At 63.2% G+C, this 11947-nt stretch carries 11 protein-coding genes; 7 read left to right on the top strand and 4 right to left on the bottom strand.

The features are described 5' to 3' along the window. The first annotated feature begins 211 nt into the window (after positions 1-211). Positions 212-595 (top strand): hypothetical protein, encoded by a 384-nt coding sequence (locus ACFYOW_RS28730; RefSeq protein ID WP_387293039.1) that lies wholly within the window; start codon positions 212-214, stop codon positions 593-595. A gap of 263 nt (positions 596-858) precedes the next feature. Here ACFYOW_RS28730 and ACFYOW_RS28725 read toward each other — a convergent pair whose 3' ends face one another. Beyond that, positions 859-1845, bottom strand: a complete 987-nt coding sequence (locus ACFYOW_RS28725) for an IPT/TIG domain-containing protein (RefSeq protein WP_387293037.1) — start codon at positions 1843-1845, stop codon at positions 859-861. A gap of 1159 nt (positions 1846-3004) precedes the next feature. Between ACFYOW_RS28725 and ACFYOW_RS28720 the strand changes: the two genes are divergently transcribed. The 5 genes from ACFYOW_RS28720 (at position 3005) to aac(6') (ending at position 9124) form a co-directional block, all read left to right on the top strand. After that, positions 3005-3988 (top strand): hypothetical protein, encoded by a 984-nt coding sequence (locus ACFYOW_RS28720; protein WP_387293035.1) that lies wholly within the window; start codon positions 3005-3007, stop codon positions 3986-3988. Continuing rightward, on the top strand, positions 3985-4227 hold the full coding sequence (locus ACFYOW_RS28715; protein WP_387293033.1) for a hypothetical protein: 243 nt from the start codon (positions 3985-3987) through the stop codon (positions 4225-4227). The genes ACFYOW_RS28720 and ACFYOW_RS28715 overlap by 4 nt, the downstream gene beginning before the upstream one ends. Positions 4228-5126: 899 nt before the next feature. Next, entirely contained in the window at positions 5127-6305 is a 1179-nt protein-coding gene (locus tag ACFYOW_RS28710; RefSeq protein ID WP_387293031.1) for a terpene synthase family protein, read from the top strand. Positions 6306-6417: 112 nt separating this feature from the next. Beyond that, positions 6418-7686, top strand: a complete 1269-nt coding sequence (locus ACFYOW_RS28705) for a diguanylate cyclase domain-containing protein (RefSeq protein WP_387293029.1) — start codon at positions 6418-6420, stop codon at positions 7684-7686. A gap of 994 nt (positions 7687-8680) precedes the next feature. Then, complete coding sequence (gene aac(6'), locus ACFYOW_RS28700; protein WP_387293027.1) at positions 8681-9124, top strand: aminoglycoside 6'-N-acetyltransferase; 444 nt, start codon at positions 8681-8683, stop codon at positions 9122-9124. 359 nt (positions 9125-9483) lie between these two features. Here the strand turns inward: aac(6') and ACFYOW_RS28695 are convergent, their stop codons facing one another. Both ACFYOW_RS28695 and ACFYOW_RS28690 read right to left on the bottom strand, forming a co-directional pair. Continuing rightward, positions 9484-9876, bottom strand: coding sequence for a hypothetical protein (locus ACFYOW_RS28695; RefSeq protein WP_387293025.1), 393 nt, complete (start codon positions 9874-9876; stop codon positions 9484-9486). Between the two features lie 39 nt (positions 9877-9915). After that, complete coding sequence (locus ACFYOW_RS28690) at positions 9916-10320, bottom strand: transposase (RefSeq protein ID WP_387293023.1); 405 nt, start codon at positions 10318-10320, stop codon at positions 9916-9918. A 216-nt stretch (positions 10321-10536) separates the two neighbouring features. On the opposite strand from ACFYOW_RS28690, the gene ACFYOW_RS28685 reads away from it, so the two are divergent. After that, complete coding sequence (locus tag ACFYOW_RS28685) at positions 10537-11046, top strand: NUDIX domain-containing protein (RefSeq protein ID WP_387293249.1); 510 nt, start codon at positions 10537-10539, stop codon at positions 11044-11046. A gap of 214 nt (positions 11047-11260) precedes the next feature. On the opposite strand, the gene ACFYOW_RS28680 is transcribed toward ACFYOW_RS28685, so the two are convergent. After that, positions 11261-11941, bottom strand: a complete 681-nt coding sequence (locus ACFYOW_RS28680; RefSeq protein WP_063037160.1) for a TIGR00266 family protein — start codon at positions 11939-11941, stop codon at positions 11261-11263. Positions 11942-11947 lie beyond the last annotated feature (6 nt).

Raw genomic sequence — 11947 nt, 5'->3', positions numbered from 1 at the left:
AGAGACCTCCTGCGTCTGCGATATATGGAAAACCGTTGCACCGCACCCAGCTAATACTACTGGACATCACCTTTTTATGTCTCGCACTCGATGCGATTCTCGCCGCCCGCAACACTTCCGCAGGCCCCCGTTTGTCGATGTGTACGCAACCAGGGTTCACCCTCCGAGGTACCTCAGCGCGGGCCTGCGTGCGGCAGCGGATCAGCGTTCCGTGCCCTCGCTGCCATTCAATCCGCGCTCCGGTGTCCGATTGCCGTGCCGCGACCTGGCCGAGATCGACATTTTCTACAACGACGACTGGGAGCTGTTCGAGCATCTGGTGCTCGAAAGGTGGCGACCCACAAGCAGAATTTGGGCTCATGTCCATGGCGCGGCCCAAGTCGACGCGCTGCTGGATCGCGATGTCGACCCCGAAACCGGCACGGGGCGTATCAACGAGGTGTGGAAAAACGACGGTAGCAGCCTCGAACTCGGCAAACCCAGTCCCAAACGCGGTATCCGCACCGTCGATGTCTCGATCCAGGCACTCGTGCGACTCGATCTGGGCCGGCCAGAAGACCAGTTGCTGTCTATGGCGCCGCGGTCCAACGAATGAGCCGCCATTGACTGTCCCCACGCTGCAGGCAGGCAATACCCGAACTTGATCGGAACCGAACTGCACGAGGTCTACGCCGCCAGGCCCCGCGCAACTGACTCGATCCGATCGGATGGGCAAAAGACGTAGCGATCTCAGCACGGCGCGTGCGGAACCTCCTACCCTGCAACACCATCCATGTTGGCGGCGGGCTTCGGTTCGATCGTCATGCAACTGAGCCGCCGACAGGCAACGGTCTACCGGCGGCCCAGCCCCATTCGCTGTCAGACGTAGATGAAAGCGATACCGTTACTGGTGCCGCCCGCTGTCGTGGCAGTGATCTGCACCGTGCCGGCTGCATGGGCTGGGGCGACGGCGGTGATCTGGGTGGCGGAGTCGACACTGAACGAGGTTGCCGGTGTGCCACCGAAACTCACCGCAGTCGCACCTGTCAGGTCCGTCCCGGTGAGGACGACGCTCGTCCCACCAGCGACCGGGCCGGTGTTCGGTACCGCACCGGTCAGGGTAGGAACCGCGGCGTAGGTGTAGGCGACGCCGTTACTGGTTCCGCCCGAGCCGGTGACCGTGACCTGCACCGTCCCGGCTGCATGGGCTGGGGCGATGGCGGTGATCTGGGTGGCGGAGTTCACGGTGAATGTCGTTGCGGTCGTGCCGAACCGGACGGTCAACGGGCCGGTGAATCCGGTGCCGGTGATCGTCACGTTGTTCCCGCCCGCGGTGGGTCCGGCGGTCGGGGAGATGCTGGTGATCGTCGGAACGACGACATAGATGTAGGTAACTGGGTTGCTGGTGCCGCCCGGTCCGGTGACGGTGACGGACACGAACCCGGTGCCCGCTGGGGCAACGGCGGTGATCTGTGCGTCGGAATTGACCGTGAACGAGGTCGCCGGTGTGCCACCGAAGTTCACCGCGGTGACTCCCGTCAGGCCCGACCCGGTGAGCGTGACTGTCGTTCCGCCCGCAGTGGACCCCTGGCTGGGGCTGATGCCGCTCAACGCGGGAACCGCGAGATAGGTGTAGGGCACACCGTTGCTGGTGCCCGCCGAGGTGGTAACAGTGACCTGCACGGTACCGACTGAGCCGGCGGGGGCGATCGCCGTGATCTGCGTCGGTGAATCCAGGGTGAAAGTCGTTGCGGTAGTACCGAATCGCACGGTAGTCGGGCCGGTGAACCCCGTACCGGTGATCGTGACGCTGGTTCCCCCCGTCGTGGGTCCCGAGGTCGGGGAGATCGACGTGATGGTAGGCACGATGCTTGCCTCCTTTTTTTGCTGTGTAATTCCTGTAGTGCAACTGGGCCGGTTGCACGAGTTGCTGTGGCGGCCCCCAACTTCCATTAACGTCCTTGAAACAGGCGGTGGACCGGCCCGAGGGGTTCGTTTTCGTTCGTTATCGGATTCCCGCCGCCTGTCGAAGAACTGGAGACTCCCTGTCGGGTCGGCAACCCTGCCGGACCTGAGCAGATCGCCGTGATCACGAGCACCGCCGCAGCCGTTGGATATAACGCCGCATGGGTACCCTCAAGACATGCGCCACAACGGTTTTCGTCACTGATGCGATGACTCACCGGCGACGCTCTGATGCGATCACCGTGCAGGTCAGTCCACGCCACCGCCGGTACCGAATCAACCTGGTCGCAGCTCTACCGTCGGGGGATCTGCAGCAGTCGGTCGGTTACATCGACGGAGGCAAGGTCTAAGTGTGAAAACGGACGAAAACGGATCGGAGATTCATTGCTCTGCAACAACGTAGAGGGCTTACTGGAAGCAACCATCCGGTTGCAGTCGGGGAATCATCATCGCGGCAAAGGAGGCGCGTCATGCCTACCATCACCTCCCGCTCTCCGACCTTGTGGAACACGTCCGGAGACGCGACCGTTCCGTGATGGGTACCGGCTTCGCCGTTCCTTGATCGGGCGATCCGGTACTGCCGCGACCACCTTCACCATCGACTCGGATACGCAGGTCACGGCGATCGCGCCTGCCGGTACGGTGCAGGTCACTGCCACCCCTCGGAGAGACCCGGCAACAGTGTCTGTTAGGTTCCAATACCCGCTTTGAACAGCACCATCCAAGGGTCTGCCGCAGCCGGCGCTACGACCCAGCCGCACCGGGACCGGCCTGTCGACCGCCACTGCGCTCGCCTTCGTCGGCAGCATTGCGGCTACCTCGCTATACATCGGTCCGGACACGCAGCTTTGTGCTCGCCCCAGCAGGGAGGGGACAGCACAGCTCACCGTGGCCACGGCGGGTGGGAACGGTAACAGCCTCTGCTGCACCGGCGTCCGAGCGGTCGGGGCGGTCACCGGACAGCGTTGCCGACCGTGCGAGCCGCGGTTGTAAATCGAGTCGCCGCCACCAGGGCGGTGGTTTCAGGGGTAAGGGGGTTTCATTGGCTACCGTTCTGAAGATGCTGCTGGCGGAGCAGCATCTCAAGAGCCATTCGGATTTCATGGCCGCCTACGATAGGTGCGCCGCGCAACTCGACCCTCCCATTCCTCCTGGTTACGGGCCCGCGAAGACCCAGTTCTACCAGTGGCTTTCGGGCAGGATGGTCGGGCTTCCCCGCGACTACCATTGCCGGGTGCTGGCCAGGATGTTCCCTGGCTGGACGATCGAAAGACTGTTTCAAATGGCAGATGCCGCACCAGTCGGTGCCCGAGCGCACGAGTTGGACCCTCCTGGAACCGACATCGAGCTCGGGGCATTTCTCGGGGCCGAGATGATCACCAATGGGATTACGCTCGTGTACCCGACCTTCGAGCTACCACTGCGGCCCGTGCACGCACTCGATGCGGCCGAGGCTCCCTATCGATGCGCATTCGGGAAGTTCCGCGCGGTTGCGGCTGATCATCACTCGGATGTGCTGGCTGCCTTACCGGAGAGGGAAGTTCGCGGACTGCTGTACGTGTTTGCCGCGCTCCAGCGCCACCCCGGTCTGCTGACTGAGATCCGGAGCGACCGGGACGTCGTTGCGCATGGCGACCGCCCCTATATCAGTTTTGGACTGACTTGCAACGACTGCACACGCATGTACCTCGAAAGCGTCGATCGTCCGCTTTTCACTCTCAAAGGCAGTGGTGCCGAAGGCAGTTCCCGTTCAGAGCAGTTGGAGTTGACCGACGGTAGCCGGTATGGCTCGAGCGGAGATCACAGCATCGGCGTCATCGCGCGGGTGCGACCGAGCCCGGACCTGCACCCCGACCGATACTGGATATTCTGCGCGGGCTTAGGCCCGCGTGGTACCACCGGGGCAAGCTGGTATCTCGCCAACTCCTGGAGTCCCTTGCAGCGACGTGCCGGTGATCGCGAGTTCGTCGCAGTGGTCGGTGTCGATCAGGACTCCGACGATACGGCCCGCTTGGAGCATCTGCTGATCGAATCGGCATCATGACATCCGCCCCTATTGCCGTTGTGCTTCACCCGGATTCCCGCAGGGGAAGGCTGCTGCGTGATGGATGCGTCGGCGGCAGCGGAATCAACGACGACCCGGACCTCGAGATCCTCACGCAGGGCTCCCTAACCGCGACGCGCTCACAATCCGTCCACCCGCAGAACGGGGCACTACCGCAGAGCGGCGGCGGCCACCCAGCGCCGGATGTCGGCCCGCCGCACAATGCCGGGTACTGGTAATCGAGCGGGATCTGGCGTTGAACCCACACTGGGGCCGACTGCGGGTTGATACCGGTTGACCTACCCCAAACCCGTTGGCTCGCAACCGCAATCGCATGTGGCGATACCCAGTGGCCTGGATCCCCTCGCCGAACGAACGTCCTGGCCGTCCTACAAGCCCTCGCGAACGCGTCCGTTGTCGGTGGCGACATCATCGCCGGCGAACCAGTGGTCGAGCTCGGCGGTCGATCGCTGTCGTCATAGCCGGCTCCATGCACGAAACCACCGTGAGGCAGATCCTCCGGGATATACGAGGGAACATCTGCAGCGGAGTACATCTCACGTCGCCGCTATCGCTGGACACCGGATAGGCGGGCTCGGTACCGACGATCGAGCTTGCCCGCCATCTGTGCGACAACCATGCAAAGTCTCGACTGGTAGAGGGGCCAGGATGAACCGGACCGAACCTGTTAGCCCGGCAGCAGCACTCCTTTCACGAATCCGCGCCGCCTAATACACTCGATCGGTTCAGTTCGCCCCACTGGCAATATCGAATACCTCCGGAAAAGGGCGACACCGCGTTTAGCGGTGTGGCAGCATCGGCGCGGCGGTGGCACAAGTTCTAGCCGGATACGGCATCGGACACGCCCTCGACGTCGAGGCCGACCAAGAACTCGCCTACCCCGCACCGGGCATGTCCCCGCGACACCGCTGGTCTGCCCGAAGAAGTGTCGGCACTACGCGTCCTCGACGTCTTGGCCTGGATGCAGGGCAGAGCCCGACCTGGGGAGGTAAATGATCACCCCGATGTCCGAAACCCGCACTCCCACATGAAAGCAACGTTCTACGCCAGCAAAACCGGCAGCGGGGCGCAGACCGGGAGCTATCTGGCTTGCGGTCGTTTATCATTCAATGACCGGATGCGGCCAGTGCTGGATTCGGTCCGGCACTCTGTCGAGGTGGGACGCGGTGTGGTCGGGGAGGGAGTTTTCGTGGTTGGCGAGTACACGCCGGTGATCGAGGCGCGGCTCGCCACGATGCAGGCAGAGTATGCGGCGTTGGTCCGGTCGCGGCAGGGGTGGTCGCTGCGGGGGCTGTTCAGTACACCCGACTGCGATATCGTCGACTTCTGTGCGGGTTTCGCGCCGAATCGGTTCGGGGAGCGGGCATGTGCGGAGGTGGAACAGTTCTGCCGCCGCTACGAGATTTGGTTGCACGCCGGTGGCGCGCACTACAACAGCATGACTCCGTACCTGCATCCACATGCTGTCACCGCCGAACGGATGACGATTATCGGGATCTACAACGCGATCTTGTTCTGGCTCAACGATACTGTCGGCCGCGAGAAGTTCGCCCACCTGACCGATGTCGAAAAACAGCAGGCCCGCGCGACGGTGGAACACCTCTGCCGACTGATCGATACCCGTTGTGCTGCAACGAATCCCACTCCAGTGGAGGCCGCGACCGCAGAGTTTTTGGAGCAGGTGACGGCTCGGGCGGACCCGGACTGGCTGAATCGGTTCCTCGATTCGACCATCGACCATCTGCGTCCGGCGATCCAGGATCAGAACGCTCGTGCGCGCGGCGAGTTGCTCACCGTAGCGGACTACATCGACCTGCGTGCGCAGGTGTCGGGAATGTATCCCGCGATCGCGCTGTGCGAGTTCGGCCGCGACGAGTATCTGCCGTGGGATCGGATTCGCGCCGTCGGACTGGACACCGATCTGCGGCAGCTACGGCGCTCGACCGTAGAGATCGGAGCGCTGATGAACGACATGTTCTCCTTCGAAAAGGAATGCATCCACGACCGCGCTGATTTCAACCTGATCCCGATCTGCCTGCTGAGCACCCCCGGCGCCACCCTTGCCGACGCCGTGCACGACGCCGCACGACTCGTGCGCGACCGCCTGACCGAATTCCGCAGGATCCGAGCCAGGATCGATAGCCAGTGCGGGGAGATCACCGACAGATCCGTCGCTGAACCGGTATCAGCCCATATCGAGGACCTGCTCGGGTGTGTGCAAGCCACCTGGATATGGCAGAAAACAACCCTCAGATACAAAGGGACATCGATCTTCGGCGAAAACCGGCTCTCGTGAATGAACGCGGAAATTTCCACACGAAAAGGTATAGCCACGGTCTATCGTTCGGTTGAACGCAAGACCGCTCTCGGCCAGGGTGTCGAGCGGCGCAAGGTATCGAAGGGTTGTGGTGGACGACTCCCAGTGTGCGGCACTGGCTCGAACCTGGTGGCAAACACTCGCCGCCGTCGACGGCATGCGTATGCCCGATGACTTCGAATACCAACACTTGTCCGGCCTGATCGACGAACTTTCCGCAGCACTGGAGGCCGAACCCTTCGACGTGACCGTGGGCGCCCGAGTCGGGGCGGCGCTATCGGCTGCCCAGTTGGCCGAGGAGCGGGTGCCCACGGTGTCGGCACAGGTGTTGTACCGACTGTCCGACTACTCTGATCGGCCCGACGCCCGAGGGCGCCTCGCCGGTCTGCTGGCCGCTCTCGGACAAGGCCATCAGGCGCACCGCCATCAGTCTCGTGCTCATTCGAGCGAGCACGACAGCAACGAACAGGATGCGAGATATCGCATCCTCTTCGACAATACGGCCGTCGCGATCGCCATCGGCGACACCAACGGCACACTGCTGGAAGCCAATCGGGGCTTGGCCGATATGATCGGCGTACCGATCGAGGCGCTGCGTGGGATATCGGTGTACGACTTCGCCCATCCCGATGACCGCGACGATATCCGTGCCCTGCTCTACGACAACCTTGTTCCCGCCGGGGAAGGCACGGTCAGACTCGAACGTCGACTGGTGCGCGCCGACGGCAGCGTCGGTTGGATGTCATTCGCCATCTCCTACGTCAAAGGCACCGAAGGACAACCCGACTACCTGCTCGCCATCGGAGCCGACATCACCGAAGAACACCGGCTCCAACTCGAACTGCATAAACAGGCCCGACACGATCCCCTCACCGGCCTGCCGAACCGACGCTACCTACTCGAGCGGATCGAAGAACTCATCACGACCGCCGGCGAAAACGACCGGGCCGGACTGTGTTTCGCCGATCTCGATCACTTCAAACATGTCAACGACCGATTCGGCCACGGAACCGGCGACAAAGTCCTCGTCGCGGTGGCCACCCGCTTGCACGACAAGCTACGCGGATACGACTGCCTTATTTCCCGGCTCGGCGGCGACGAATTCGTCGTCCTGATCCCGCCACCAGCCACCACCGACCAGATAACAGCTATCGCGGACCAACTGTTGTCGGTATTTCCCGACCCCATCACTATCGACGGGCAGCAACTGAAAATAGCGGCCAGCATCGGTGCGGTGATCACACCGATCGCGGGCGCCAACGCCGAATCCCTGCTCGACGCCGCAGACGCCAGCCTCTACTACGCGAAGACCAACGAAAAAGGGCATTGGGTCCTACACAGCCTGCAGGCGCCGACCTGAGGTCAAAGCAGATGGTGTGCGACGAAGGCATGCCTGCCGTTCCATGTAACCGAAAACCGTTGCACCACAAACGAATTAACCATACCCCGATCGGCTACGCCTGGATCGACAATGAGACGGTCAGCTTGCGAATGCGGACAATCATCGGAATCGAGTCCTGAGAGGACAGCGGTCAGCGCGAATGCGGCCGGACCGCTACCGAATCCAATAGACCGGCCGCGTGGTACTCGAAGGCCGCCGTCATGTCGGTGCCGTCATCGATGAGCCATGGCGACTCCAGCCCGTCGATGACGGCAATCAGTAGTTCGGTAATTCTGCCGGTGTCGATGCCAACTTTGCGCTCTATCAGGCCTCACCGCTGGCACGGGCCGAAAGCCCCGCAACCCAGTCCGAACTTGTCAACCAGGTCACGAGTACGGCCAGATAGCCAGGTCCTGATTCTTTACAAAAACCGGCTTATCAAGGGATTTTCGTGAACGCCGACAGTAGCCGCGCTCGATAGACCGCATGTTCGAATGCGGCGGTTACGACTGTTACGACGTGGAGAGTACCGAGGTCAACGGTTGCCGATGACCTGAGTTCGCAGCAGTGCATAGGGAACTGACCTCTTGGCACGCTCGTCCTTGGCATCGGATGTGGCGAAATCACCTGCAATCAGGTTTCATAGAGGGTGGGAGAATCAGCAGGCTGGGACAGAAATGAGTCCCATGTCAACCCAGTACGAGCATGCGCCGGCTCGATCAACGTCGGCGGCCTTCGGACTTCCACTTCCCTCAGCGCCGACGCCCGACACTTCCGACTTTTCCCCGCCGACATTGCATTTCACGGTTTCGGTAATCAGCAAGCGCGGGCGCTCGTCTGACGCTGGTGTTTTTCACGAAATGCGCCGGTTGCTAGTACTCCAGCAGTAGTTCGTTGTGGTCAGCTGTGACGAATCGGTGACCGGTCGTTTGATGGATGACGCGGGCGCTGCGGTGGGGTCTATGTTCGGGGAATGAGAATCGATCGATACTGTGACGCCGATCTGGATGTGCTCGCGGGTTTGCGTGCGCGTCTGTGGCCTGATGGCACGGTCGCCGAACATCGTGCTGAGGTCGAGGAGACCTACGATGGTGACCGCACTGCGGCTGCATTCCTGGCCCGCGGTGAGGACGGCACGGCGATCGGGTTCAGTGAAGCCACTCTGCGCACCGAATATGTCAACGGCTGCGACAGTTCGCCGGTGGCGTTCCTCGAAGGGATCTACGTTGAACCGAACCAGCGGCGGTCGGGTGCAGCGCGGGCGCTCTGCGCGGCTGTTGAGGAATGGGGCCGCGAGCTGGGTTGCACCGAATTGGGTTCGGATGCGCTAACCGACAATTCGCTGGGCCACGAGCTGCACAAGGGACTCGGCTTCGAGGAACGCGAACGAGTCATCTACTACCGCAAGCTCCTTTGACGCCATTCAACGCGGGCAGGCTGATCGGCGCGCTCTGTAGCGGTCAGCACGGCCCGGAGGACCCCGGCCGGCATGGTCAGGACGGTCCAGCGCCGCCGCCATCACGAACTACTGGGTTCGGTTGTTCGTTGGTAGTGGCTGGTGCGGGCGCGGTATTGGTGGCGTCGTCGCCATCGTGACCAGTGCAGGTGGTGCACGATACTGGTAATCGGTTGCACCATGAGTTTGGTGAGGAGTCGGCGTATTTCGTTGCGGGTCAACGCGATCAGCCCTGCTTCGGTCTGCTCGGTACGGGTTGCGGCGACGGCGACGCTGGTGAGGAAAGTCAGGGCGAGCAGGCACAGGGTGGTCCAGCGTCGCTAGGAAGTCCAGGTGCGAACCTGGTGTTGGTCGAGGCCGACGAGGGTTTTCGCGGCTTGGAAATTCTCTTCGATCGACCATCTGCGGCCAGCGACGCGCACGAGCGTGGTCAGCGGCACCGATTTCGGTGCGTAGCAGCGGTAATAGGCCAGTTCGCCGGTCTTGCGGTTGCGTCGCACAAGCAGCCACCGCCGTCCCGGGGCGTCAGTGTCGGCGGCGAGGCGGATCCACGCCCAGTCGTAGAGGCGGGGGCCTTTGGCACCGTCACCGGCCGACAACCTCTGCCAGGCATGTTTGGGTAGCTTGGCCACCAGCCGATCGACGCGGACCGGTCCGACGGCCGCCGACGCCGTCACCTCCCGGTTGCAGGCGATGGCCAGAACGTAGGCCACCGACCGGGATTCGAGCTGCCCTCGCAGATGCGGGCATGCTCAGTACACCTCGTCGCCGGCGATCCACGGCAGCACCACGCCCGCGTCCAGAACGCGAGTGATCATGCGCGCGGCCAGGACGGGTTTGGTCGCGAATCCCACGTCGTCGGGCACCCCGGCTGCGGCGCAGCGGTCGCGGTCATCGGTCCAGGACTTCGGCAGATACAGTTCCGCGTCGATCAACGTGTGACCCAACGCAGTGCCGTAGGACAGGAACACCGCCACCTGCGAGTTCTCGATCCGCCCGGCGGTGCCGGTGTACTGGCGTTGCACACCGACGCTGTGACGCCCTTTCTTGACGTCGCCGGTCTCGTCGAGAACGCCGATCGCCTCTCGCGTGCCCAATGCCTCGACCGTGTAGGTCAGCGCGATCCGGTACACACCGTCGGATTCGAACGCCCACACCGGAGTTCTATAGGCCCGCCCGGATTTTCCGTCCCTTGTGTACGACCACGCTCATCGGGGGCACTTTCCCGGCCAACCGACCGAGGATCGGGTTCGTCACGTGCCGGTTCAATTTCGCCAGTGTGCGCGGAAGCACCATCTGGGGCGGTCCTCTCTCAGGGTGGCGTGCGCAGATCAGGTTACTCTCGAGCGGTGTTCGTGCACCCTCAGTCGGAGATGATCGCGGTCTATGACGCCGCGGGCCGCGAAATCGGCGTGGCCGACCGGGCCACCGTCTATCGCGACGGCATCTGGCATGCCAGTGCGGGTGTGCTCGTTCGCTCCGGCGACGGCGAACGCATCTATGTGCACCGTCGCACCGATACCAAGATGGTCTTCGCCGGTATGCACGACTGCCTGGCCGGTGGTGTCGTCGACCCCGGCGAGACACCAGCGCAGACCGCGGTCCGTGAACTCGCCGAGGAACTCGGCATCGTCCTGCCCGCTGACGCACCACCACTCCCCCTGCGGGCAGGCGCGTCCTGGGACGGCATCTGGCAGGGGGCGCCGATGCGCTGCCATCTGTTCGCCTACGAGTTGCGCTACGACGGGCCCATCCAGCACCAGCCCGAGGAGATCGTGGACGGCTGGTGGTGGACCGATGCCGAACTGCGCGCACATCTGGCCGACCCGACCTGGCCGTTCGTCCCGGACACCCGAATCCTCACCGACCAGCTGCTGGGTTGAAACGCCATCGGCCCACCAGGTCGAGGACCTGATGGGCCGACGAGCCTGCGTTCTGTCAGGCGGCGCTACCGCTCATGGCACCCATGACCTGGGTGAAGAGGTTCGCGACGACTTCGAGGAGCTCCATGTACATTCCCTTGCTGGACCCGATATGAAAGTTGCATTCTGCATGAGCTAGGTGTCCAGCAGGTAAGAGGGTCGTGAAAACCGGCGACTAACCCGAGGACGCCACCGACCCCGCCCAAGCCGCGAAGGCGCCCGGATTGCGGGTCTGCAGCAGCACTCGGCCCGGGCCGGTGAAGTCGAAAACGAAGCCCTCGCCCGACTTCAGCGACTGGATCGACCGCCCAGATACCGCGCGCCGGATGGTGAAGTTCATGGCCAGGTCATAGGCCACCACATGGCCGGTATCGATGGTGATCGGCTCGCCCGGCTGCAGATCGATCACATCGATCGCGCCGAATACACCGACGACCACCTCACCCTCGCCGTGCGCGCGCAGACCGAAGCCGCCCTCGCCGCCGAACAGATTCGCGAAACCGCCCCATTTGCCCTCGACCTGCACGCCGTGCGAGTTGGCGATCCAACCGCCGCGGCTGATGAAGAACGGCCGATCAGGGGTGATCTGCAGATTCAGCATGTCGCCGGGCAGGGCGGGCGCCACATCCACCCAGCCGCCCTGCGGCGGCGCGGTGAAGGTCGAGACGAAAAATGATTCGCCCGCCAGCACCGAACGCTTCAGCCCGGCGAGAATTCCGCCTTCGGCCTTGGCCTGCAACGAAACTCCCGCCGAATGCGCGACCATGGCGCCGCTCTCGACCCGCATCGGCTCGCCGCCGGCCAGGAAGCACCGCGCGACCGCGGAGGCCGGACTATGACGCAGTTGTACCTTCATAAATGC

It is taken from the genome of Nocardia sp. NPDC006982, assembly GCF_042869435.1.
In the GTDB taxonomy this organism is placed as follows: Bacteria; Actinomycetota; Actinomycetes; order Mycobacteriales; family Mycobacteriaceae; genus Nocardia.
This window is presented reverse-complemented; position numbering and strand designations above follow the sequence as displayed.